This is a genomic window from Streptomyces sp. NPDC054794 (assembly GCF_053611585.1).
This window is the reverse complement of record NZ_JBSHAQ010000006.1, coordinates 63,356-85,716: the sequence shown is the minus strand read 5'-3', so window position 1 is coordinate 85,716 and position 22,361 is coordinate 63,356. Positions and strand designations below refer to the sequence as shown.

The following is a 22,361-nucleotide window of genomic DNA, read 5'->3' as shown; positions in this document are numbered from 1 at the left end:
GACAGCGCTCCGCGCCGACTGTGATGACAGCCAAGAACCTGCTCGACCCCGGCTTCGAGCTGACCCTGCGTCCCATGCGCTACCCCGACTTCTACGAGCGCTACCGGGACGCCATCAAGAACACCTGGACCGTCGAGGAGGTCGACCTCCACTCGGACGTCGCCGACCTCGCCAGGCTCACGCCCGCCGAGCAGCACCTGATCGGCCGGCTGGTCGCGTTCTTCGCGACGGGCGACTCGATCGTCGCGAACAACCTGGTGCTGACGCTGTACAAGCACATCAACTCCCCGGAGGCGCGGCTGTACCTGAGCCGCCAGCTCTTCGAGGAGGCCGTGCACGTCCAGTTCTATCTGACGCTGCTGGACACCTACCTTCCGGACCCGGACGACCGCGCCGCCGCCTTCGCGGCCGTGGAGAACATCCCGTCCATCCGCGAGAAGGCCGGGTTCTGCTTCAAGTGGATCAACGAGGTCGAGAAGCTGGACCGCCTGGAGTCCCAGGCCGACCGTCGCCGCTTCCTGCTCAACCTCATCTGCTTCGCCGCGTGCATCGAGGGCCTGTTCTTCTACGGCGCCTTCGCGTACGTCTACTGGTTCCGCAGCCGGGGTCTGCTGCACGGTCTCGCCACCGGCACCAACTGGGTGTTCCGCGACGAGACGATGCACATGTCCTTCGCGTTCGAGGTGGTCGACACCGTCCGCAAGGAGGAGCCGGAGCTCTTCGACGACAAGCTCCAGCAGCAGGTCACCGACATGCTGCGGGAGGCCGTCGAGGCCGAGCTGCAGTTCGCGCGCGACCTGTGCGGTGACGGCCTCCCGGGCATGAACACCGACTCGATGCGGCAGTACCTGGAGTGCGTCGCCGATCAGCGCCTCACGCGCCTCGGCTTCGCCCCGGTGTACGGCTCCGAGAACCCCTTCTCCTTCATGGAGCTGCAGGGTGTTCAGGAGCTGACCAACTTCTTCGAGCGGCGTCCGTCGGCGTACCAGGTGGCCGTGGAGGGCACCGTCGACCTGGACGAGGACTTCTGATCCCGTCCCGCTGTTCCGGCCTCCCGGGCCTCCCTGAGCTGTCGGTCGATGCGCCGCTCGCGCACGATGCCGATCAGTGAGGGGAGGACCAGGAGGACCAGGATCCCCAGGACGACGGCCATTCCGATCAGGGCTTCTGTCTGCGCTGTATTCATGACACCACTGTCGCTCCGAACACTCCTTACCGACAGTGGCAGGACTGCCGCACACCCTCGAATTACTGCCACTTCCGAGGCACACTGGACGCATGCTGAGGAACGTGGCCACCGTCCTGCTCGACGGTGTGCATCCCTTCGAGCTCGGCGTCGTCTGCGAGGTGTTCGGCCTCGACCGCAGCGACGAGGGGCTGCCGGTGTACGACTTCGCCGTGGTCTCGGCGGAGGGTCCGGCCCTGGGCACCCATGTCGGCGGGCTCACCGTCTCCACGCCGTACGGCCTCGACCGGCTGGAGGAGGCCGATCTGATCGCCGTACCGGCCTCGGACGCGAACGTCGGCCGTGGCTATCCCCCCGAGCTGCTCGCCGCCCTGCGCCGGGCCGTGGACCGGGGCGCCCGGGTGCTCAGCGTCTGCTCCGGCGTCTTCGTGCTGGGCGCCGCCGGGCTGCTCGACGGGCGGCGCTGCACCGCGCACTGGCGGCACGCGGAGGCGCTCGCCCGGCGCTTCCCACGCACCCGCGTCGAACCGGACGTCCTGTACGTCGACGAGGACCCGGTGATCACCTCCGCCGGCACCGCGGCCGGGATCGACGCCTGTCTGCACATCGTGCGCAAGGAGCAGGGGCCGGAGGTCGCCAACAAGATCGCCCGGCGCATGGTGGTGCCGCCGCACCGGGACGGCGGACAGGCGCAGTACATCGAACGTCCCCTGCCCCGGGACTCGTGCGACACGGTCGGCGAGGTACTGGTGTGGATGGAGCGGCACCTCGACGAGGAGGTCACCGTCGAGCAGCTCGCCGCCCGCGCGCTCATGGCGCCCCGCACCTTCGCCCGCCGCTTCCAGCAGGAGACCGGCACCACGCCCTACCGCTGGATCCTGCGCCAACGCGTGCTGCTGGCCCAGGAGTTGCTGGAAGGCACGGACGAGACGATGGACGCGATCGCCGCGCGGACCGGCTTCGGCACGGCGGCCGCGCTGCGTCACCAGTTCGTCCGGGCGCTGGGCACCACCCCGAACGCCTACCGGCGCGCGTTCCGGGGCCCCGAGGCCGCCTGAACACGCGCCGGTACCAGGTCTTTCACGCGGTGCTCACCACGGCACGGGCGTCAGCAGCAGCCGGTGGGGCCGCAGCGTGATGCCCACCCGGGTCGCGTCGTTCGACCCGCTGACCTGCTCGAAGCGGTACTTCGCGCAGAGCGCCGCGGTGATCAGCGTCAGCTGGGCCATGGAGAAGTGGTCGCTGGGGCACTTGCGGTTGCCGACGCTGAACGGGTTCATGGCGTACTTCGGCACGTCCTGGGCCCGCTCCGGCAGCCAGCGGTCCGGGTCGAAGTCGAGATGCCCGGCGTACGACCGCCCGTCGCGCTGGACGGCGTACGGGCTGTAGACGATGTCCGCGCCCGCCGGAATGCGATACCCGCCGAGCGCGGTGTCCGTGACCGCGCGACGCGTCAATATCCATACGGCCGGACGCAAACGCATGGCCTCGACTACGACATTGTTGGTGTGCGTGAGCCGACGGACGTCGGCGAATCCGACCGGTCGACCGCCGGTCACGGATTCGACCTCGGTACGTACCTTCTCCGCTTGTTCCGGGTGTTCGGCGAGCACCTGGAGCAGCCACATGATCGTGGAGGCGACTGTTTCGCTTCCGGGGGTGAGTATCGCGACGACCTGGTCGTGGATCTCCTGTTCCCCGATGGGGTCGCCATTCTCGTTCTTCGCCTCCAGCAATGCCGTCAGCAAATCGTCCGGCTTTTGACCAGAGGCCCGGCGTTCGGCGACGATCTCGTCGACCAGCAGATGCAGATCGGCCAGCGCCCGGTTGAATTTCCGGTTGGGCGGCAGCGGCAGCCGGTAGAGCGGTCCGAGCGGCACCACCATCCGGCGGTACATACCGCGGAAGACGGTGGCGAGCGCGACGCACAGCCGCTCGGCCCGCTCGTCCATGTAGTCGCCGCGCAGCAGACAGCGCGCCGCGATGCGCACGGCGACCCGGAAGGACTCGGACGTGCAGTCCACGGTCTCGCCGGGCCGCCAGCGCTCGGTCAGCGCGTGCGCCTCCTCCTCCATGACCGGCCCGTACGCGGGGATCGCGTCGAGCCTGAACGCGGGCTGGATGGTGCGCCGTTGGCGCCGGTGCCGGGGGCCGTTGGCGGTGGCCACGCCCTCCTTGCCGAGCAGGCCCTCCAGGGACTCCCACAGCGGCCCGTCGATCTTGTAGTCGGGGCTGAGCGCCAGGGCGCCGGTGAGCTCCGGCGTGGTGACGGCGTACACCGTCTTCGGTCCGAGCCTCAGGCGTACGACGTCGCCGTGGTCGCGCAGCTGGGACATGAAGGCCAGCGGGTCGCGGACCAGCTTCCAGCCGTGGCCCAGGGCCGGGACGGCGCCCCCCGCCAGTGGTGGCTCGCTGAGCTCGGGCGCGTCGGGCGCCGCGGGCCGCACAGACTCGACGGTCATTTCTCACCTGCCGCTTCGTTGTTGACGTACGGGGGCGTGGACCGGTCGTCCCAGCTGTCGACCATGTACCGGCCGGACTCGTGGTGGAACCAGTAGACGGAACTGAACCAGTTCCGCATATTGCCGACGCAGGCGCGCACGGTGGCGCCGAGTTCCTTTCCGCGCCGTGTGCCGTCGTCGAGGCGGGCGGCGAAGCGCAGGGCCTCGCTTTCCGCGTCGAGGAATTCCGTGACGCATTCCTCGACGCGCCGCCTCACTTCCGTGACCGTTTCTTCGAGTGTCAGTCCTTCATGGACAATGAGACTGATTCCGAGATTGTGCACCTCGTCGCCCGCGATTTCCTTCGGGAGTGAACAGAGGTCGTTGTACCAGGCGGCGAACTCCTGACTCAACAGCGCCGGACGGCGAAATGCCGGATGTTTTCGTACGGCGTCCGGGAGTTCGCGCCCGGCGCTCGGCTCCAGCAGGTCCGTCCATATCCAGTGCGCGAAGGTGAGGCGCCGCAGGGCGAGGTACTCCTCGACCGTGGGCACGTAGGCCCGGACGCGGTTGCCGAATTCCCGGTCGTACGCCTCGATCACCGCGTGGAAGTGCCGGGCGAACCGCGCGTTCCAGGTCGGGGGCAGGAACGAGTAGAGCCGCACCATGCTGTCCGCGAAACCCGCGACCAGGGGGTCCGGATGGTGCAGGTGGTGCTTGGGTGCATCGAGAGCCGCGTGCAACCGGAACCTGAGCCGCCGCCAGTCGGCGGTGCGGCCGTGGACGATGTCACGGTCGTGGCGGTCGTCCCAGACGAAGAACCACGCGCTGTAGTCGGCTATGGCCTGCAGGACGTCGTCGGGGGCGCCCATGTAGTAGCCCGCCATGAGGTCGGTGTAGCAAAGTCCGTCGGCATATTCCTCCACCTTGTCGGCCGGCATCAGCCGTTTTTCCAGCAGCCAGAGGCGCGTCTTCTCCTGCAACTGCGGCCAATACGGATGCAGTTGCCGGGGAAACTCGGCCTCGATCGCCGGGAGGGCGAGTGATGGTGGTACCGGGATCACCGTAGGCGTCGATGTGGTGCCGTGTGGGAAAGCATGCACGTACAAACCCCTCTCAGCCGCCAGGTGCGTCACGCCCCACCCGATGTGCCGGGCGTGCGCCGTCGTGTATCCCCGCACTTCCCATTCAGCACCACAACTGACCGCCCTGGGAACGGATTTGCTTCACTCACTACCCCCCAACGCCGAGAATCTCCCCTTGTGTGACTGATTAAGGATCGCTAGAGGCGCACAAAGGATCGAATGTGCGATGGACACACGGGCGACTCCGGCGGCAACGCGGGACGCCCGGCCAGGAGACCTCCTGACCGGGCGTCACATCGGCATGCCCGCACCCCAGTTGTCGCGGACGGCCACCGCCGTCTCAGTCGTTGGCGACGACCGGGTAGCGCGGCTCGTTCTCGGCCATCTGCCGCAGCGCGTCCTTGCGCTCGCGCTTGGAGAGCCGGTCGATGTAGAGGTAGCCGTACAGGTGATCGGTCTCGTGCTGCAAACACCGTGCGAAGTATCCGGTGCCGCGGACCTTGATCGGGTTGCCCTTCTCGTCCTGTCCGGTCACCTCGGCGTAGTCGGGGCGCGCGAGGGGCGCGTACGCGGTCGGCACGGAGAGGCAGCCCTCGTTGCTGTCGTCCAGGCGGCGCCTGTCGGCGGGCAGGTCGACCAGCTTCGGGTTGCAGACCACACCGACGTGCCGCAGGCCCTCGTCGTCCATGCAGTCGTACACGAAGACCTTCAGGTCCACGCCGATCTGGTTGGCGGCGAGGCCGACGCCCTCGGCGGTGCGCTGCGAGGCGAACATGTCCGCTACCAGCTGGTCGAGCTCCGCGCCGAACTCGGTGACGTCCTCGCACTCCTTGTGCAGCACCGGGTTGCCGACGACCGTGATCGGCCGCGAGGTACCGCGCTCACGCCAGGCGTTCTCGCGCTCCTCGCAGTCCTCCGTGTCGACGACAAAGCCCTCGTCGTCGACGGGGAGCACGCCCGCGTGCTGCTGATCGGTGTCCTGCTGAGCCATGACCGACGTACGCCTTCCTCGGAAAACAAGGGGTGAAGTTGCTGGTACAGGGTACGTGCAGCGTCCCCGTGGGGGCACGGGGAACCGTGCGACCGGCCATCCCGAACCCGTGCTCGACCGCGGCCTCAGCAGACCTCTTCCAGGTCCCGCCAGTCCCTCGAGTCCGGGCTGTCCGCGACCCAGCCGTCCAGCAGCCCCCGCACCAGGGAAGCCGGCGCGGCCACCCCGCACTCGCGCTCCGGCACCCACAGCTGCCCGTCGGTCCGGTGCCCCAGGGGCCCGGGATGACCCGGCTCGCTGTGGTCGTGCGGGTCGAGATGGACCCCGTCGCCCTCGTCGGAGGGCATGCGCGACTCCGAGCACATGCGGCACAGCAGCCGCACGGACGACGACCAGTCCTCCGCCGCGAACCCCGCGTCCGCGGCCAGCTGCTCCAGGGCGTCCCGGTCGGCCTCGGTGGCGGCCTCCAGCAGGACCACCCAGGTCGGCACCGGGGACGGGGCCCACAGCTCGATCTCGTCGAAGACCGGATAGGCGTGCCCGGAGGCCGTGGTGCGCTCGCCGTGGGGCACGCCGTCGTGCAGGACGACCTCGCCCCAGCGTCGCCCGGACGAGGGAAGCGGAATGGACAGGACCTCGATCCGGGCCGGATCGAGCCTGCGTCCCCACACGACCTCGGCCTCGCCCTCCGGCGACAGCCGCACGGCCGCGCTGCCCAGCTCCATACCGGCCGGCTCACCGGAGACGGCGGCCCCGCCCGGCACCCGCAGCCCGTAGGCCTGCCAGGCCCGCCGGGCCAGCGGCCAGTCCTGCAGGGCGGTGGCGGCGATGCCGACGTTCCACCAGTCCGGCGCGCCGGTCTCCCGGTCGAGCAGCGCCACGGCGCGCAGCCCGGCCGCCCGTGCCTGCTCCCAGTCGTGCCGGAACTTGTGCAGCAGGGCGAGGTTGAACCAGGACTCCGACAGCCACGGCTCCAGGTCGGCGGCTCGTGTCAACAGCTCGCCCGCGTCCTCGTAGCGGCCGTCGCCGATGAGCGTGAACGCACGGTCGGTGGCCTGCCGCCAGGAGGCGGAGGGCCGGTGCCGTCCCTTGCCGAAGATCCTCACGATTCCCGCCTGCCAGTTCCAGTTCCGCTCAGTGGGCTGGCTTGTGCCCCCGGACACCCTCTCCCTCGCATCCAACCACGTACGGATGGAAGGGCGCTCATTACCCATGGGTTACCCAGCGAGGGGCAGGGTCAGACAGTCCCGCCCGTCACCCGCCACCAACCTGCCCGAGGCTCCCCCAGAGCTGAACGCCTGGGGGGACCCCCATCGCGCCACACCTTTGATTCCACAGCACGCGGGCGAGCGACTCGACGACCTCGGGCGCGTAGTCCCCGGCGGTGCCCAGGCGCAGCTCCTCAAGGGCCTTGAGCGGGCCGCCGGGCCCGGCGTCGTGCACCTTCTCCTCGTACGCGTTCACCGCCCGGACGATCCGCGCGGCCACCGGCTGTTCGCGGTAGGGGTCGGCCTGCCGCTCCACCACCACGGCGACCGCCGCGTCCACCCCGGTCTGCCGTACGACGGCCCCGCCGAGCAGCGCTATGCGCCGCTGCTCCTCGGCTGGCAGCGCGGCGGTGGCCCCGGCCGGCACCGGGTCGACGAGGCTGAGCTGGCCGATGTCGTGCATGAGCGCCGCGTACTCCAGGACGGTCAGCTCGGGCCCGGACAGCCCCAGGTCGCGGCCGACGGCCCGGCTGAGCGCGGCGACCCGCCGGGCGTGCCCGGCCGGGGTGTACCCGGCTATCTCGGTGGCGCGGGCGAGGGAGGCGATGGTCTGCCGGTAGGTGGCGCGCACGGCGGCGTACCGGCGGATGGACAGCTGGGTGAGCAGCAGCGGCAGACAGAACACGGGCAGCGCCCACAGCCCGGCGACGGCGACCGCCAGCGCCATCACCGCACCGGTCGCGCACACCGCGGACCCGATCCCGCGCAGCCCCCGCAGCTCGTCCCGCAGCAGTGGAGCGAACGGCCATCGGGTGCGGGAGTGGGCCAGCGCGGCGGCCAGGACGGCGTCGCACAGTGAGGTGAGGACGAGGAGCGCGAGCACCAGCAGGGCGTGGGCGGGGCCGTTCCAGGTCTGGAACACGCCCCGGTGGTCGAGGGGTTGGAAGCAGACGGCCGCGAAGCCGACGGTCAGGACGCGGCGGGCGAGGTGGTCGAGGGTCGGGGTCCGTCCGCGCCAGATGTGGGGCACGCTGCCCAGCAGGGAGGCGGCGAGGACGACGGTGACGACCTGCGCGGCGGCGACGGCGGTGCCCCCGACGGCGGCGGAGTCGAGGGCCCGGGGGACGGCGGGCCGCCCGGCGACCTCGCCGAGCAGGGCGTACGACAGCGCTCCGGCGGCGCCCAGGGGCGCGGCCTGCCGGGCGGGGGCGCCGGTCCACCGGCTCAGCTCACCGACGGCTATGAGCGTGCCGAAGGCCAGGGCGACTCCGCGCTCCTGTATGCCGTACCAGAGGGTGAGGGCCAGGGAGACGACCGCGAGGAGCGCGGCGCAGCCGCGTATGAGCCGCAGGAGCAGCAGGGGAGCGCACGAGGTGGTGGAGGCGCCTGCGGTCGTGGGGTCCATGGGAGCCGTGGGGGTCGGCGAGGCCATGGAGGTCATGAGGCGGCGCCCCGTCCCACGCGGTCGCGGTCCCCTTCGGCACGATCCGCCTCGGCGAGGTCCCCTTCGGCGCGGTCGGCGGTGTCCCGGGACGGCGGCGGGGCCGGCGGCAACATGGGGAGCGGGGTCTCGTCGGCGGTGACCGTGGGGTGCCAGCCGTCCCGCCCGAGCGCCCGGGCCAGCGCGGTGACCATCCGCGGGTCGAACTGGGCGCCCGCGCACCGCTCCAGCTCCTCCAGCGCGGCCTGGACCGGCCGGGCCCGGCGGTAGGAGCGCGTGGACGTCATCGCGTCGAAGGCGTCGGCGACGGCCACCACCCGCGCGCACTCCGGGATCTGGCCGCCCATGAGCCCGTAGGGGTACCCGCTGCCGTCCAGCCGTTCGTGGTGGTGCAGGATCGCCGCCCTGGCCTCGCCGAGGAAGGAGATCCCGCGCACCATCTCGTGGCCGTACTCGGGGTGCAGCTCGATGACCCGCCGTTCCTCGGGGGTGAGCGGGCCGTCCTTCCTGAGCAGCCGGGTCGGCACGCCCAGCTTGCCCACGTCGTGCAGGATCCCGGCGAACCGCAGCACCTCGACGCGCTCGTCGTCCATGCCGAGCTCGCGGGCGATCATCACGGACGCCTGCCCGACGCGCTCGCTGTGCCCGCGCGTGTACCCGTCCTTGATGTCGACGGCCTGCACCAGGGCGCGGATGGTCGCCTGGTGGGCGGCCCGCTCCCGGTGGTACTGGGCGAACACCCACCAGGACACGCACATCGGCAGCAGCACCAGCAAAGCGGCGACGGGCCCGTACGGACTGCGCCACAGCACGGCCATCATCAGCCCGGCGAGGCCGTGCACCGCGATCGGCGCCAGCGACCGGGCGAGCAGCCCCCGCCAGGCCCGCCGCGCGGGCACCCGCTCGGCCAGGGCGAGGATCCCGCCGTCGAGCACGGCCAGCACCAGGCAGAAGGCGAGGACGGCCGCCCCGGCGGGCACGAGCGCGTACGGGAAGTCGGCGCCGACGACCGCGTCCCGGCCGCCCAGCGTCCAGTGCACCCGGGAGGCGGCCCACACCGCGAGTGCCGGCTGGGCGGCCCGCCACACCCGGCGCAGCGGCGTGGGCCCGGATCCGGCGCCGCCGGGCAGCAGGGCGGCCGACAGCGGGACGAGCGCGGCGGCGGGCGGGGGCAGCAGAAACGCCCCGGCGAGCAGGACGGGGTAGAAGGTGCCCGCGAAACGGCGCCGGGCGACGTACTCGCAGGCCGCGTACAGCACGGCGAGCAGCGCGACGGCCCACCAGGGCACGTGGGTGCGGGGCAGCGGCAGCAGACAGAGCAGCGCGAGGAGGGCGACACAGGCCACGTACACGCGTGCCCGTGTCGGTACCGCCTCCATGACGCCCCTCCCCCGAGCATGCCTGTCCAGGCCTCCGGAGCCTAGGGCGGGAATCGGGGGGTCCGCGGGCTTATGACCCGCGGATTAGCACGTTCGGGTGATGACCCGGGAGTCAGGACTCCTGCGGCGTGACCGGCGCGGCGGCCGTCACGTCGTGGTCGGGCACGGCCTGCCCGGAGCGGATCAGGTCGAGCCGCCCCAGGACCTTGGCACGCAGGTCGGTCGGTACGTCGTCATGACCGCAGCACCGCTTGACCAGCTTCTTCACGGCCTCTTCCAGGCCGTACTTCTCCAGGCACGGCGAGCACTCCTGGAAGTGCTGCTTGAACTTGTCGCGATCGACGTCCGGCATCTCACTGTCGAGGAACTCGTAGAGATGATCGAGGACCTCACTGCAGTCCGTCTCGTGCGGCTCTCCGCAGCTCATGAGCCCGAGCCTTTCGCTTCGTTCGACTCTCCGGCGCCCGCCGGGACCAGACCGCGCTCGCGCGCGTAGTCCTCCAGCATGCCGCGCAGTTGACGGCGGCCTCGGTGCAGCCGGGACATCACCGTACCGATGGGTGTCCCCATGATGTCCGCGATCTCCTTGTACGCAAAGCCCTCTACGTCAGCGAGATAGACGGCGATGCGGAATTCCTCGGGGATCGCCTGCAGCGCTTCCTTCACGTCCGAGTCGGGCAGGTGGTCGAGCGCCTGCGACTCGGCGGAGCGCAGACCCGTCGACATGTGCGACTCGGCACGGGCGAGCTGCCAGTCCTCGATCTCCTCGGCCGCGCTGCGCTGGGGTTCGCGCTGCTTCTTGCGGTACGAGTTGATGAACGTGTTCGTGAGGATCCGGTACAGCCACGCCTTGAGATTCGTGCCCTCGCGGAACTGGTGGAAGGACGCGTACGCCTTGGCGTACGTCTCCTGCACCAGATCCTCGGCATCGGCCGGATTGCGCGTCATGCGCAGCGCGGCCGAGTACATCTGGTCGAGGAATTCGAGCGCGTCCCGCTCGAAGCGCGCGCTGCGCTCCGACGACGACTCCGCACTCACGCCCTGGCCCTCGGGCTGCTCCGCCTGGCCGTTGTCGGTCCCTGCGTCGGTCCCAGTGACCGGACCCACCTCCTCAAGATCCCGGGCAGGACCGAAACCGGTCCCACTCGTTTCGGAGGATAGAACACGACCCGTGCCTGCCGCCGCTCGAATAGGAGCGGTCTTGGCCGCGTGCAGCACCGTCCAGTCCAGGTCGGTGCGGCTGCCGTGGCTCGGGCAGATGGTCGAACCCATGCGGCGGACTCCCTCTCCTACGACGTCGGTGCTGGTGGTTCAGCACTTCTGTCCGCCACAACAGTGGTGCGGGTCGTCTCATTCCCGAGGGTCACCCGAGTGACGCGCACCACTTCACGACCGCGTCGGTCACGACCTCCAGCGCCCGCTCCTGGGTGATCTCCGCGCGCTTGGGCACCGCGAGGCCGTGATCGCCGTACGGCACCTCGACCAGCTCGTACGCGCCCTCGGGGAACTCCTCCGGCTTGCCGAACGGATCGTTCGCGCCCTGGACGACGAGGGTGGGCACCCCGGCGCCGAGCAGTTCCTCGGCGCGGGACTTCTCGGGCCGGCCCGGCGGGTGCAGGGGGAAGCTCAGGGCGAGTGCGGCGTGCGCGCCGAGCTCGGTCGCCGTACGGCAGGCGACCCGGGCGCCGGCGCTGCGCCCCCCGGAGATCACCGGCAGCCCGGGCCCGGCGAGCGCCGGCCAGATCCCGCGCCAGCCGACGTCGAGGGTCTTCGGGGCGGGCGCGACCTTCTTCCCGGCCACCCGCCAGGGCTGCTCCACGAGGGCGACGGTCACTCCCCGGCCCGGAAGGACCCGGGCGAGCGCCTGGAGGTCCCGCGCCTCGATGCCGCCCCCGGCGCCGTGGCTCACGGCCAGCACGAGCCGCGCCCGCTTCGCCGGGTGCCAGGTGACGCGGGCCTCCCCCGCGTCCGTCGCGATGGTCTCGGTGGTCCCGTCGGAGCCCATGATCTCGTTCGTCACGTCAGAAGAGTGTGCCCGCTTCCGGTGCCTCCAGCTCCTTCAGCAGCTCCGGGCCGTTGTTGCGGACGTTGCTGACGGACGTGGAGACCGGGTAGGCGCGCAGGAGGCCGGGCGGCGGCGGTGCCAGCAGGGACCGCAGGTCCTCGACGTCCGTGCGGGCCGGGTCCAGCCAGGCGTCCCAGCGGTCCGGGGTGAGCATCAGGGGCATGCGGGGGTGGATCTCGGCGAGGGTGTGCGGGCCCTCGGCGGGCGACACGGCCAGCGGGGTCTGCTCCGCCTCCGTGGTGATCACCGAGCAGGTCACCCACCAGGCCTGCGGGTGCTCGTCGGGGAGGGTCCGGTCCCGCCAGAACTCGTACAGGCCGGCCATCGCGAAGACCGAGCCGTCCGCCGGCAGCACGAAGTACGGCTGCTTGCGCGGCCGCTTCTTCTTGCCCTCGACCTCCAGCTCCCGCTCCTGGGTGCCGGTGACCCATTCGTAGTAGCCGTCGGCGGGGACGATGCAGCGCCGGGCGGCGAAGGCGCGGCGGTAGGACGGCTTCTCGTGCACGGTCTCCGCGCGCGCGTTGATCATCCGGGCGCCGCCCTCGGGGGTCTTGGACCAGGAGGGGACCAGCCCCCACTTGAGCCTGCGCAGCTGGCGAACCGGCCGGGGATCATCGGCGTCCTTCACAGCACGGTCGAGGACCGCGTAGACCTCCTTGGTCGGAGCCACGTTGTAGTCGGGCTCCAAGGTCTCTTCGGGTTCCCACTTCTCGATCTCAAAGATTCCTGCGAGATCCTCGGGCCTACGACTCGATGCATACCGTCCGCACATACGTGCCACACTGCCAGGCCCACCCGTCGCCCGACCACCACCCCTCAACGACGGCGCTCCGCGCCCACCCCGTTCGAATCCACCAGAGGGAGCACCCGCCGCACATGGACAGCACCGCCGCCACCGCGCTGCCCGACCTCTGGGACCGGCTCCTCGGCACCCAGTCCGACCCCGACCTGTGGGTCGTGATCGCCACCTTCGCCGCCGCGCTCGCCGTGGTCGTCCCCTACGGCGCGTGGCGCGTCTCCCGCAACGCCATCACCATCGCCCACGAGGGCGGCCACGGCCTCGTGGCGCTGCTCACCGGCCGACAGCTCACTGGCATACGCCTGCACTCCGACACCAGCGGCCTCACGGTCAGCCGGGGCAAGCCGACCGGCCTGGGCATGATCCTCACCGCGGCCGCCGGCTACACCGCTCCCCCGCTGCTGGGCCTGGGCGGCGCCGCGCTGCTGGCCGCCGGGCACATCACCCTGCTCCTGTGGGCGGCGACGGCGCTGCTGGTCGCGATGCTCGTCATGATCCGCAACGCCTACGGGGCGCTGACCGTGATCGTCTCCGGCGGCGCCTTCCTGCTGGTGTCCTGGCTGGCCGGATCCCAGGTGCAGGCGGCCTTCGCCTACGCGGTGGTGTGGTTCCTGCTGCTCGGCGGCGTGCGCCCGGCCTTCGAACTCCAGGCGAAGCGGGCCCGTGGCGGCGCCGGCGACTCGGACGCGGACCAACTGTCCCGCCTCACCCATGTCCCGGCGGGCCTGTGGCTGTTCCTGTTCCACACGGTGTCGCTGTGCGCCCTGATGGGCGGGGGCAGCTGGCTGCTGGGCGTGTGAGGACGCGGGAGCCGCTCTCCGCGGCTCCGCCGTGCGGGCGCGACCAGCCACGACGCAGCAGCACCCGGGGGACGACCGCCCACTAAAGTGGGGCCATGGCCCCGAACGATGCACACACCGCCCTTTGGCCCGCCCCGCACGCGAGCGGAGCCGTCGACGCGACGGTCCACGTGCCCGGGTCCAAGTCGGTCACCAACCGCGCGCTGGTACTCGCCGCCCTCGCCTCCGAGCCCGGCTGGCTGCGCCGCCCGCTGCGCTCCCGCGACACGCTGCTGATGGCGGGCGCCCTGCGTGCCATGGGTGTCGGCATCGAGGAGACCGTGTCCTCCAGCTCCTCCGCCGCGGGCGCCCCGAACGGCTCGGGCGAGGCCTGGCGCATCCTCCCGGCGGGTCTGCAGGGCCCGGCCACGGTCGACGTCGGCAACGCCGGCACGGTCATGCGCTTCCTGCCGCCGGTCGCCGCGCTGGCCGACGGCCCGGTCCGCTTCGACGGCGACCCCAGGTCGTACGAGCGTCCCCTGAACGGCGTGATCGACGCGCTGCGCGTGCTCGGCGCCCGGATCGACGACGACGGCCGGGGCGCGCTGCCGCTGACCGTGCACGGCGGCGGTGCGCTGGACGGCGGCCCGGTGTCGATCGACGCCTCGTCCTCGTCCCAGTTCGTGTCGGCGCTGCTGCTGTCCGGCCCGCGCTTCAACCAGGGCGTCGAGGTCCGTCACATCGGCGCCTCGCTGCCCTCGATGCCGCACATCCGGATGACGGTGGACATGCTGCGCGCGGTCGGCGCCCAGGTCGACACCCCGGAGTCGGGCGGCGAGCCGAACGTCTGGCGGGTCACGCCGGGTGCCCTGCTCGGCCGCGACCTGACCGTCGAGCCGGACCTGTCGAACGCCCAGCCGTTCCTGGCGGCGGCCCTGGTGACCGGCGGCAAGGTGCTGATCCCGGACTGGCCGGCCAGGACCACCCAGCCGGGTGACCGGCTGCGCGAGATCTTCACCGAGATGGGCGGTTCCTGCGAACTGACCGATTACGGCTTGGTGTTCACCGGCTCCGGCGCCGTCCACGGCATCGACGTGGACCTCGGTGACGTCGGCGAGCTGACCCCGGGCATCGCGGCGGTCGCCGCGCTCGCGGACTCCCCCTCGACCCTGCGGGGCGTGGCCCATCTGCGGCTGCACGAGACGGACCGGCTGGCCGCGCTCACCAAGGAGATCAACGAGCTGGGCGGCGACGTCACCGAGACCGCCGACGGCCTGCACATCCGCCCGCGCCCGCTGCACGGCGGGACCTTCCACACCTACGAGGACCACCGCATGGCGACGGCCGGAGCGATCATCGGCCTGGCGGTCGAGGGAGTACTGATCGAGAACGTGGCGACGACGGCGAAAACCCTGCCGGACTTCCCCGAGCTGTGGACCGGGATGCTCGGGGCGTAGGGACTTCCGCCATGCGCCGCTACGGCAAGCACACCGACGAGGACGACATCCGCACCCGTCCCAACCGCAAGGGCAACCGGCCGCGGACGAACATCCGGCCTAAGCACGAGGACGCCGCCGAGGGCATGGTCCTCACCGTCGACCGGGGCCGTCTGACCTGCCTCGTCGAGGACCGCACGATCCTGGCGATGAAGGCCCGCGAGCTGGGCCGCAAGGCCGCGGTGGTCGGCGACCGGGTCGCCCTCGTCGGTGATCTGTCCGGCAAGAAGGACTCCCTCGCCCGCATCGTGCGCATCGAGGAGCGCACCTCGGTGCTGCGGCGGACCGCCGACGACGACGATCCGTTCGAGCGCGTGGTCGTCGCCAACGCCGACCAGCTGGCCATCGTCACCGCCCTGGCCGACCCGGAGCCCCGCCCCCGGCTGATCGACCGCTGTCTGGTCGCGGCGTACGACGGCGGCCTGGACCCGCTCCTGGTCATGACCAAGTCGGACCTGGCCCCGCCGGACAAGCTGCTGGAGCTGTACGGCGACCTCGACATCCCGTACGTCGTCACCAGCCGCGAGGAGCTGGAGAACGGCGGCGCGGCCGACCGGGTGCGCGACCACCTCGACGGCCGGGTCACCGCCTTCGTGGGCCACTCCGGCGTGGGCAAGACGACGCTGGTCAACGCGCTGGTCCCGAAGGACCAGCGGCGTACGACGGGACACGTCAACGCGGTGACGGGCCGCGGCCGCCACACGACCACGTCCGCGCTCGCGCTGCCGCTCGGCGACGGGGACGGGGACGGCTGGGTCGTCGACACCCCGGGGGTACGGTCCTTCGGCCTCGCGCACGTCGACCCGTCCCGGGTCATCCACGCCTTCCCCGACCTGGAGCCCGGCACGGAGGGCTGCCCGCGCGCGTGCAGCCACGACGAGCCGGACTGCGCGCTGGACGCATGGGTGGCCGAGGGGCACGCGGGCCCGGCGCGGCTGCACTCGCTGCGCCGGCTGCTGGCGACGCGGGAACGCAAGGAAGGCGACTGAGCACCGCACTGTTCGTACGCCTGTGACCACCGCGTTGTTTGTGTTCACGTGAGTCCGGTAAGTGCATAATCGCACCCAGCCAGACTTACGGGAGGACAGCACATGGCGTGGCTGCTGGTGATCGTGGCCGGGTTGCTCGAAACCGGCTTCGCCGTCTCCCTGAAACTGTCACACGGCTTCACCCGGCTCTGGCCGACCGTCGCCTTCTGCGCGTTCGCCCTGGGCAGCTTCGGTCTGCTGACCCTGTCCCTGCGCAAGCTCGACGTCGGCCCCGCCTACGCGGTGTGGACCGGCATCGGCGCGACGGGCACCGCGATCTACGGCATGGCCTTCCTCGGCGACGTGGTGTCCACGCTGAAGATCGTCTCGATCAGCTTCGTGATCGTCGGGATCATCGGGCTGCAGTTGTCGGGGTCGTCGCAGTAGCGCGCCTTGCCGCCGGCATCCGCCGCCGTCCGAAGTCGGCGCCCGGATCGGCCACTTCGAGCATCGCGCCCGACCTGAAGCCCGTTCAGACCAGCTGCCGGTACAGGGCGCAGCGCACCAGCTCGGCGACCCCGCCCTCCCCCGGCGGAGCGGCCACGCAGGACAGGGCCAGCCGTACGGCGAGTTCGCAGGACCGGGCGAGCTCCGTGCTGTCGGCGTGGGAGACGCCGTGCCCGCCGAGGGCGATCACCGCCCGGTCCCGCACGATCTGCACGAAGTCGCCGGGCGACGGCAGCGGTCCGTCCGCTCGGCGCTGTGCCGGTACGACGGAGGAGGAGGGCACGGCGGCGAGCGTCGGCGAGGGCAGGCGCTCGCTCCAGCAGCCGGTGAGCATGGCGCGGACCAGGTCGTTCTCGCGGGCGGCCGAAGTGGTCCACTCGGCGGTGGCGGTGAGCCGGTCGCGCGGCTCGGCATGGGCGGTCAGCGCCCTCTCCACGCCGGCGAGATACCTGTCGGCCTCCCTCCTGACCAGCGCCCTGGCCAGGCCCTCCTTGCTGCCGAACTCGTTGTACAACGTCTGCCGGGACACCCCGGCCGCCGCGGCCACGTCCACCATCCGCACGGCGGACCACGGCCGACGCGCGAGCGCCGTAAAGGCGGCATCCAGTAGGGATTCCCGCGCTGCAGGCATCATCGCCTCCCTCGGGCGAGCGGCTCTGCGCCCAGATTTGACGCGCATGAATGCACTGTCAAGGGTTCGCGAAGGCACGCGGGGGCGCCTTTCGGCCGCCACGAGCCGACGACGCCCGGGGGCTACGCCCCCACGACACCGGCCGCCGCCGGTGTTTCCACCCCTCGGTCCCCTGTAGCCCCGTACCGACCTCGCCGGATACCGTTCGTTGCATGGCCGACTACCTCGACGACCTCCGCCTCGCCCACGTCCTCGCGGACGCGGCCGACGCCGCCACGACGGCCCGCTTCAAGGCGCTCGACCTGAAGGTCGAGACGAAGCCGGACATGACCCCGGTGAGCGAAGCGGACAAGGCCGCCGAGGAACTCATCCGCGGCCAGCTCCAGCGCGCCCGGCCCCGGGACGCGGTCCTGGGCGAGGAGTACGGCGTCGAGGGCACGGGCCCGCGGCGCTGGGTGATCGATCCGATCGACGGCACCAAGAACTACGTACGCGGCGTCCCCGTGTGGGCGACCCTCATCTCCCTGATGGAGGCGGGCGAGGGCGGCTACCAGCCCGTCGTGGGCGTGGTCTCGGCCCCGGCGCTGAACCGCCGGTGGTGGGCCGCGAAGGGACACGGCGCGTTCACGGGCCGCAGCCTGTCCTCCGCGACCCGTATCCACGCCTCCAGCGTCTCCCGGCTGTCGGACGCCTCGTTCGCGTACTCCTCGCTGTCCGGCTGGGAGGAGCAGGGCCGCCTGAACGGCTTCCTCGACCTGACCCGCGAGGTGTGGCGCACGCGCGCGTACGGCGACTTCTGGCCCTACATGATGGTCGCCGAGGGCTCGGTGGACCTCTGCGCCGAACCCGAGCTGTCCCTGTGGGACATGGCCGCCACCGCCATCATCGTCACGGAGGCCGGCGGCACCTTCACCGGCCTCGACGGCCGCCCGGGCCCGCACAGCGGCAACGCGGCAGCCTCGAACGGCCTGCTGCACGACGAGTTGCTGGGGTATCTCAACCAGCGCTACTGACGCAACCGGCGGGCCGACCCACGGGTCGGCCCGCCTGCGAGAGTGCTCGGACGACCGTCATCAGCCGGTGGCTGAAGCCATCCCCGACAGCAAGCCGCTTCCCGCCTGGGAACGCAATCTGCTCCAGGGCGTGCTGTGGAGCGGATTCCAGGGACCCTGGCCCGGCACCACGATCCGTACCCGCGGTGCGGTGTTCGGGTCGCCGGAGGGCTGGTTCACCGTGCCCGGGCCCCCGGTCGGTGCCGACGGTGCGGAGCTCGGCCGGCCGGCGGGCTGGTTCGCCGTGCCCGGGGCCTGCGCGGATCCGCCGGCCCACAGCTGGTCGACACGCGAGCGTTCGGCGGCGTTCGGGTAGCGGTTGGTGCAGGACGGGCCGGCGCCGCCGCCCGACATCAGCTCACTGCACGGCCCGCTGTAGTCGTCCGACAGGCCCAGCACGTGCCCGGTCTCGTGGGTGACGACGCGGATCGAGTCGTACTGCCGGCTCTGGGTGTAGTCGATGAAGACGTAGCCGCTTCCGTGGCCGTTGGTGGAGGCGTAGGACCCGCGCGAGTCATTGCCCTCGACGTAGGAGAAGTCGGCACCGCTCGACGCCTCCTGGAGCTTGACGTGGGTCTCGGAGCCGTTCCAGATCGAGGCCGCGCTCGCTATCTGCGAACGGAAGCTCGGCGCCCGGGAGGCGTTGTAGTGGATGGTCACCGCCTGCGCGTTCGGCTGGGCGGCGCGCTTCGCGGCGACCGACTTGAGCACGGCCTCGAAGAACGCCTTGTTGTTCGCGGCCTCCTCAACCGACCCGCCGTACCGTGCCACGGAGGTACCGGCGGCGGCGGACGGGGTGGCGGCCGTCCGGGCGGCCGGCTGGGCGCTCGCCGGCACCGCCGCGCCCAGCGCGCCGGAGGTCAGACCGAGAGCGAGGGCGAGGAGTCTCGCGGACGTTCGGGACGACTTCATGTGGGGGGGCTCCTACTCACTCGGTGACGCCACGCCCGGTGCGGGGTCGAATCTGCTTGAACACCGGTTCCGAACTGCGGCGACGTCCTGTGGGTCGACATTCTTAGAACGGCTCGACAGGGAGCGCAAAGGGGTCCCGCCACTACGTCGCTTCGTAGGTCCCGGGACCTCGCCAGGGCAGTGCACGGGTCTCCGGTCCGCACATCGCGACAGGAGGGGAATCTGTCGCTGCGTCAGAAGCCTTGCCTCACACGGCAACAGGCGTGGGCGCCGGCCGGACGCAATCCCGGGACGCACATCGGGATCCACATCCGGGCCAAGACGGACATATCCTCAGATGTCTGCCATGCCGCGTCTACTAAGTGCGCCGGTTATTTGACGAAGTGCTGTGACCGACGTCATAGAACGTGAGCTTCCGCCCCTTTCGCGCCCAGCGCCCGGAGCCCCCGCGGCTGCCCCGGTCATCGGAAGTCCGCCGCCTGGAGGGTGCGTAGATCAGTTCCTGACTACGCGGGAGGGGCGTAAGGGTTCCCGTCGGGCGCCAGTGGGCCGCCCCACCACGCCCCCGGCGGCGGCACGGGAGCCCAGTCCGGGCCCCGGTGATCCAGCCACCACCTGCCGATGGTGTGGAACTTCTCCTCGAAGCTGCGATCCCAGCTGAGGAACCCGGTGATCGGCGCCCGCAGGCGGGTACGGCGGCCGCCCGCTTCGTAGATCGCGACAATCCGGCTTCCGAAGAGAGACTCGATCCGGATGCCCTGGACGTTCGACCACGGGATGGTCCTGCGGCGGAGGTTGTGCACGACGGCCGCCGACGGCGTGAGAGTGACCCCGAAGGGCCGCGAGATGATCAGCGCCACGGGCGCCAGCACGCCCCACGTGAGGAGCGAGACAAACAGGGGACCGGTCGGTCCGCCGTCCAACCAGAGCAGAACCTGGAAGGGCGTGACGACGACGGCGGGCAGCATGGACAGCAGGCGTTGGCGGCGCGTCAACCGGTAACGGACGCTCTCCGGCGACCCGGCCTCGACCTGCGACTGCTCCATCGATCCCCGCCCCTCCCACGACGCGACCGACGCCGGCCCGTCACCGCCAAGGCAGCATGGCGGACCAAGGACACGCTGTCCATCCACCTGCTCCTGGAAGCCGAGCAAGCCCAGTGGGACGCTGAACGACACCGCACCCCCTGGTGCGCCGGTTCAATACCAGCGCCACTGAGCAGCACGAGGTGATCGCGTACGCCCTCAGTCAGCCACGCACGCCCTCTTGTTGACCTGTGCTTTACCTGCCACTCTAAAAGGACCCCCACTTGTGAATTTGTGAATCCGTGAACTAGCCCCACGGATTCAAGAGGAGGTGGCCCGTCCCATGCTCGTCCGCGACGCCATGAGCACGGTGGTCCTCACCATCGGCCCCGCACACACCCTCCGCCAAGCCGCCGCCCTGATGTCCGCCCGCCGTGTCGGCGCCGCGGTCGTTCTCGACCCGGACGCCGGCGGCATCGGCATCCTCACCGAACGCGACATCCTCAACTCCGTTGGGCTCGGGCAGAGTCCGGACACGGAACGCACCCACGCCCACACCACCAACGACGTCGTGTTCGCCGCCCCGACCTGGACCCTGGAGGAGGCGGCCCGCGCCATGGCGCACGGCGGCTTCCGGCATCTGATCGTTCTCGACCGCGGCGAGCCCGTAGGGATCGTCTCGGTGCGCGACATCATCCGCTGCTGGGCACCGGCCCGGCAGCAGGTACCCGCCTGAGCGTGCCGACGGGCCGGCCCCCGAAGGGACCGGCCCCCCGACCGCGGCAAGCGGTCCACTGCCGGTGTGTCAGCCGCGCAGGGCCTGGACCGAGGCCTCCAGCCGCTTGCCGAAGTCACCGTCCGCCTGACGGAAGTTGGCGATCGCGCGCTCGGCGATGTCGTCGCGCGAGACCTTGGCGATGAAGCCCGCCAGATTGGCGATCAGCCGCTCCTTCTCGTCCTCGGACATCAGCCGGTAGAGGTTGCCCGCCTGCACGAAGTCGTCGTCCTCGGCGTGCACCGGCGCCGGGTGGTTGCCCGTGTCGCCGGTCACCACGGTCGACTGCCACAGCGGACGGTCCGTCTGGAACGGGCCGCCGAAGCTGTTCGGTTCGTAGTTCTTCGCGCCCTCGTGGCGGCCGTCGTACAGGAAGCCGTCCCGCGCGTTGGTGCGCGCCTCGGTGGCGTGCGGCCGGTTCACCGGCAGGTGGTCGGCGTTGATGCCGACCCGGTAGCGGTGGGCGTCGCCGTAGGCGAACAGGCGGCCCTGGAGCATCTTGTCGGGCGAGGGACCGATGCCGGGCACGAAGTGCGCCGGGGAGAAGATCGACTGCTCGACCTCGGCGAAGATGTTCCGCGGGTTGCGGTTGAGCTCCAGCCTGCCGATCTCGATCGGCGGGTAGTCCTCGTGCGGCCAGACCTTGGTGAGGTCGAACGGGTTGAAGCGGTACGTCGCCGCGTCCGCCGCCGGCATGATCTGCACCTGCACGGTCCAGGTCGGGAACTCACCGCGCTCGATCGCCTCGCGCAGGTCGCGCTGGTGCGAGTCGGGGTCCTCACCGGCGAGCCTGCCGGCCTCCTCCTGGGTGAGGTTCTTGATGCCCTGGTCAGTCTTGAAGTGGTACTTGACCCAGAAGAGCTCGCCGACCTCGTTGCTCCACTGGTAGGTGTGCGAGCCGTAGCCGTTCATGTGGCGGTACGACGCCGGGATGCCGCGGTCGCCGAACAGCCAGGTCACCTGGTGCGTGGCCTCGGGCGACAGCCCCCAGAAGTCCCAGACGTTGTCCGCCTCCTGCGAGCCCGTGTACGGGTCGCGCTTCTGGGTGTGGATGAAGTCCCGGAACTTGATGGCGTCCTTGATGAAGAACACCGGGGTGTTGTTGCCGACGAGGTCGTAATTGCCCTCCTCGGTGTAGAACTTCAGCGCGAAGCCGCGCGGGTCGCGGACGGCGTCCGCGGCACCCAGGTTGCCGGCCACGGTCGAGAAGCGCAGAAACGTCTCCGTCTGCTTGCCGACCTCGGAGAGGAACGCCGCGCGGGTGTACGGGGTGACGTCAGCGGTGACCGTGAAGGTGCCGTAGGCGCCGGCTCCGCGCGCGTGCACCACGCGCTCCGGGATGCGCTCGCGGTTGAAGTGGGCGAGCTTCTCCAGCAGGAGCTGGTCCTGGACGAGCACCGGCCCGCCGACGCCCGCGGTCTCGCTGTTCTGGTTGTCGGCCACCGGGGCACCGGCCTCCGTGGTGAGCGGTCCCTGCGTCACGTGCGCCTCCTGGGGCATGTCCGAGCATTCCTGTCGCTACGCCAAAGTCAGCCTCGATCCTACATTGGACTTAGTCCAGGTCAAGCAGAGATCTAAAGTCACACCCATTCGGAAAATGGTCCTCCTGCTGTTAGGCTTG

General features: G+C 70.9%; 21 protein-coding genes and 1 pseudogene. 8 read left to right on the top strand and 14 right to left on the bottom strand.

The window, feature by feature from the left end:
* Window positions 1-23: 23 nt before the first annotated feature.
* Complete coding sequence (locus ACWGKT_RS08090) at window positions 24-1,031, top strand: ribonucleotide-diphosphate reductase subunit beta (protein WP_453272939.1); 1,008 nt, start codon at window positions 24-26, stop codon at window positions 1,029-1,031.
* A 247-nt stretch (window positions 1,032-1,278) separates the two neighbouring features.
* Entirely contained in the window at window positions 1,279-2,244 is a 966-nt protein-coding gene (locus tag ACWGKT_RS08085; protein ID WP_453272938.1) for a helix-turn-helix domain-containing protein, read from the top strand.
* Between the two features lie 33 nt (window positions 2,245-2,277).
* Here the strand turns inward: ACWGKT_RS08085 and ACWGKT_RS08080 are convergent, their stop codons facing one another.
* The 10 genes from ACWGKT_RS08080 to ACWGKT_RS08035 form a co-directional block, all read right to left on the bottom strand.
* A complete protein-coding gene (locus tag ACWGKT_RS08080; RefSeq protein ID WP_453272937.1) occupies window positions 2,278-3,648 on the bottom strand; it encodes a bifunctional albaflavenone monooxygenase/terpene synthase in 1,371 nt (456 codons plus the stop codon).
* A complete protein-coding gene (gene cyc1 / locus ACWGKT_RS08075; RefSeq protein WP_356142274.1) occupies window positions 3,645-4,730 on the bottom strand; it encodes an epi-isozizaene synthase in 1,086 nt (361 codons plus the stop codon). Before cyc1 ends, ACWGKT_RS08080 begins: the two co-directional genes overlap by 4 nt.
* Window positions 4,731-5,052: 322 nt before the next feature.
* Window positions 5,053-5,703, bottom strand: a complete 651-nt coding sequence (def, locus tag ACWGKT_RS08070; protein WP_453272936.1) for a peptide deformylase — start codon at window positions 5,701-5,703, stop codon at window positions 5,053-5,055.
* Window positions 5,704-5,828: 125 nt separating this feature from the next.
* Window positions 5,829-6,809 (bottom strand): hypothetical protein, encoded by a 981-nt coding sequence (locus tag ACWGKT_RS08065; RefSeq protein ID WP_356142230.1) that lies wholly within the window; start codon window positions 6,807-6,809, stop codon window positions 5,829-5,831.
* A gap of 148 nt (window positions 6,810-6,957) precedes the next feature.
* Window positions 6,958-8,316, bottom strand: coding sequence for an HD-GYP domain-containing protein (locus ACWGKT_RS08060; RefSeq protein WP_453273045.1), 1,359 nt, complete (start codon window positions 8,314-8,316; stop codon window positions 6,958-6,960).
* 32 nt (window positions 8,317-8,348) lie between these two features.
* On the bottom strand, window positions 8,349-9,731 hold the full coding sequence (locus tag ACWGKT_RS08055; protein ID WP_453272935.1) for an HD-GYP domain-containing protein: 1,383 nt from the start codon (window positions 9,729-9,731) through the stop codon (window positions 8,349-8,351).
* Between the two features lie 112 nt (window positions 9,732-9,843).
* Window positions 9,844-10,158 carry a mycothiol system anti-sigma-R factor gene (rsrA, locus tag ACWGKT_RS08050; RefSeq protein WP_235456723.1) on the bottom strand — a complete coding sequence of 105 codons (315 nt, stop codon included), beginning with the start codon at window positions 10,156-10,158 and terminating at the stop codon, window positions 9,844-9,846.
* Entirely contained in the window at window positions 10,155-10,838 is a 684-nt protein-coding gene (gene sigR, locus ACWGKT_RS08045) for an RNA polymerase sigma factor SigR (protein WP_235456725.1), read from the bottom strand. Before sigR ends, rsrA begins: the two co-directional genes overlap by 4 nt.
* A gap of 256 nt (window positions 10,839-11,094) precedes the next feature.
* Entirely contained in the window at window positions 11,095-11,736 is a 642-nt protein-coding gene (locus tag ACWGKT_RS08040; RefSeq protein ID WP_453273044.1) for an alpha/beta hydrolase family protein, read from the bottom strand.
* Between the two features lie 16 nt (window positions 11,737-11,752).
* The gene (locus ACWGKT_RS08035) at window positions 11,753-12,568 is read right to left on the bottom strand and encodes an SOS response-associated peptidase (protein ID WP_453272934.1); all 816 of its coding nucleotides are present in this window, start codon (window positions 12,566-12,568) and stop codon (window positions 11,753-11,755) included.
* 104 nt (window positions 12,569-12,672) lie between these two features.
* Between ACWGKT_RS08035 and ACWGKT_RS08030 the strand changes: the two genes are divergently transcribed.
* From ACWGKT_RS08030 to ACWGKT_RS08015, 4 genes are all read left to right on the top strand, one after another.
* Entirely contained in the window at window positions 12,673-13,395 is a 723-nt protein-coding gene (locus tag ACWGKT_RS08030) for a M50 family metallopeptidase (RefSeq protein WP_453272933.1), read from the top strand.
* A 95-nt stretch (window positions 13,396-13,490) separates the two neighbouring features.
* Complete coding sequence (gene aroA, locus ACWGKT_RS08025) at window positions 13,491-14,831, top strand: 3-phosphoshikimate 1-carboxyvinyltransferase (protein ID WP_453272932.1); 1,341 nt, start codon at window positions 13,491-13,493, stop codon at window positions 14,829-14,831.
* Window positions 14,832-14,842: 11 nt separating this feature from the next.
* Window positions 14,843-15,859 (top strand): ribosome small subunit-dependent GTPase A, encoded by a 1,017-nt coding sequence (rsgA, locus tag ACWGKT_RS08020; protein ID WP_453272931.1) that lies wholly within the window; start codon window positions 14,843-14,845, stop codon window positions 15,857-15,859.
* Window positions 15,860-15,961: 102 nt separating this feature from the next.
* Window positions 15,962-16,285, top strand: coding sequence for a DMT family transporter (locus tag ACWGKT_RS08015; protein ID WP_356142241.1), 324 nt, complete (start codon window positions 15,962-15,964; stop codon window positions 16,283-16,285).
* A gap of 85 nt (window positions 16,286-16,370) precedes the next feature.
* Here ACWGKT_RS08015 and ACWGKT_RS08010 read toward each other — a convergent pair whose 3' ends face one another.
* Window positions 16,371-16,979, bottom strand: coding sequence for a TetR/AcrR family transcriptional regulator (locus tag ACWGKT_RS08010; RefSeq protein WP_356142243.1), 609 nt, complete (start codon window positions 16,977-16,979; stop codon window positions 16,371-16,373).
* A gap of 209 nt (window positions 16,980-17,188) precedes the next feature.
* Between ACWGKT_RS08010 and hisN the strand changes: the two genes are divergently transcribed.
* Complete coding sequence (hisN, locus tag ACWGKT_RS08005) at window positions 17,189-17,989, top strand: histidinol-phosphatase (protein ID WP_453272930.1); 801 nt, start codon at window positions 17,189-17,191, stop codon at window positions 17,987-17,989.
* Between the two features lie 285 nt (window positions 17,990-18,274).
* Here the strand turns inward: hisN and snpA are convergent.
* Window positions 18,275-18,940 (bottom strand): annotated as a pseudogene (snpA, locus tag ACWGKT_RS08000) (snapalysin); the annotation flags it as partial.
* A 506-nt stretch (window positions 18,941-19,446) separates the two neighbouring features.
* Complete coding sequence (locus tag ACWGKT_RS07995) at window positions 19,447-19,986, bottom strand: hypothetical protein (protein ID WP_453272929.1); 540 nt, start codon at window positions 19,984-19,986, stop codon at window positions 19,447-19,449.
* Window positions 19,987-20,308: 322 nt separating this feature from the next.
* On the opposite strand from ACWGKT_RS07995, the gene ACWGKT_RS07990 reads away from it, so the two are divergent.
* Window positions 20,309-20,701: a CBS domain-containing protein gene (locus ACWGKT_RS07990; RefSeq protein WP_235456742.1), complete on the top strand. Its 393-nt coding sequence runs from the start codon at window positions 20,309-20,311 to the stop codon at window positions 20,699-20,701.
* Between the two features lie 69 nt (window positions 20,702-20,770).
* Here the strand turns inward: ACWGKT_RS07990 and ACWGKT_RS07985 are convergent, their stop codons facing one another.
* Entirely contained in the window at window positions 20,771-22,240 is a 1,470-nt protein-coding gene (locus tag ACWGKT_RS07985) for a catalase (RefSeq protein WP_453272928.1), read from the bottom strand.
* Window positions 22,241-22,361 lie beyond the last annotated feature (121 nt).

Bases quoted from the DNA above. Each gene is read 5' to 3' on its own strand.
- ACWGKT_RS08090 (WP_453272939.1), top strand. From the start codon at position 24: ATGACAGCCAAGAACCTGCTCGACCCCGGCTTCGAGCTGACCCTGCGT.
- ACWGKT_RS08085 (WP_453272938.1), top strand. From the start codon at position 1,279: ATGCTGAGGAACGTGGCCACCGTCCTGCTCGACGGTGTGCATCCCTTC.
- ACWGKT_RS08080 (WP_453272937.1), bottom strand. From the start codon at position 3,648: ATGACCGTCGAGTCTGTGCGGCCCGCGGCGCCCGACGCGCCCGAGCTC.
- def (WP_453272936.1), bottom strand. From the start codon at position 5,703: ATGGCTCAGCAGGACACCGATCAGCAGCACGCGGGCGTGCTCCCCGTC.
- ACWGKT_RS08060 (WP_453273045.1), bottom strand. From the start codon at position 8,316: ATGGACCCCACGACCGCAGGCGCCTCCACCACCTCGTGCGCTCCCCTG.
- ACWGKT_RS08055 (WP_453272935.1), bottom strand. From the start codon at position 9,731: ATGGAGGCGGTACCGACACGGGCACGCGTGTACGTGGCCTGTGTCGCC.
- rsrA (WP_235456723.1), bottom strand. From the start codon at position 10,158: ATGAGCTGCGGAGAGCCGCACGAGACGGACTGCAGTGAGGTCCTCGAT.
- ACWGKT_RS08040 (WP_453273044.1), bottom strand. From the start codon at position 11,736: ATGGGCTCCGACGGGACCACCGAGACCATCGCGACGGACGCGGGGGAG.
- ACWGKT_RS08035 (WP_453272934.1), bottom strand. From the start codon at position 12,568: ATGTGCGGACGGTATGCATCGAGTCGTAGGCCCGAGGATCTCGCAGGA.
- ACWGKT_RS08030 (WP_453272933.1), top strand. From the start codon at position 12,673: ATGGACAGCACCGCCGCCACCGCGCTGCCCGACCTCTGGGACCGGCTC.
- aroA (WP_453272932.1), top strand. From the start codon at position 13,491: ATGGCCCCGAACGATGCACACACCGCCCTTTGGCCCGCCCCGCACGCG.
- rsgA (WP_453272931.1), top strand. From the start codon at position 14,843: ATGCGCCGCTACGGCAAGCACACCGACGAGGACGACATCCGCACCCGT.
- ACWGKT_RS08015 (WP_356142241.1), top strand. From the start codon at position 15,962: ATGGCGTGGCTGCTGGTGATCGTGGCCGGGTTGCTCGAAACCGGCTTC.
- ACWGKT_RS08010 (WP_356142243.1), bottom strand. From the start codon at position 16,979: ATGATGCCTGCAGCGCGGGAATCCCTACTGGATGCCGCCTTTACGGCG.
- hisN (WP_453272930.1), top strand. From the start codon at position 17,189: ATGGCCGACTACCTCGACGACCTCCGCCTCGCCCACGTCCTCGCGGAC.
- ACWGKT_RS07995 (WP_453272929.1), bottom strand. From the start codon at position 19,986: ATGGAGCAGTCGCAGGTCGAGGCCGGGTCGCCGGAGAGCGTCCGTTAC.
- ACWGKT_RS07990 (WP_235456742.1), top strand. From the start codon at position 20,309: ATGCTCGTCCGCGACGCCATGAGCACGGTGGTCCTCACCATCGGCCCC.
- ACWGKT_RS07985 (WP_453272928.1), bottom strand. From the start codon at position 22,240: ATGCCCCAGGAGGCGCACGTGACGCAGGGACCGCTCACCACGGAGGCC.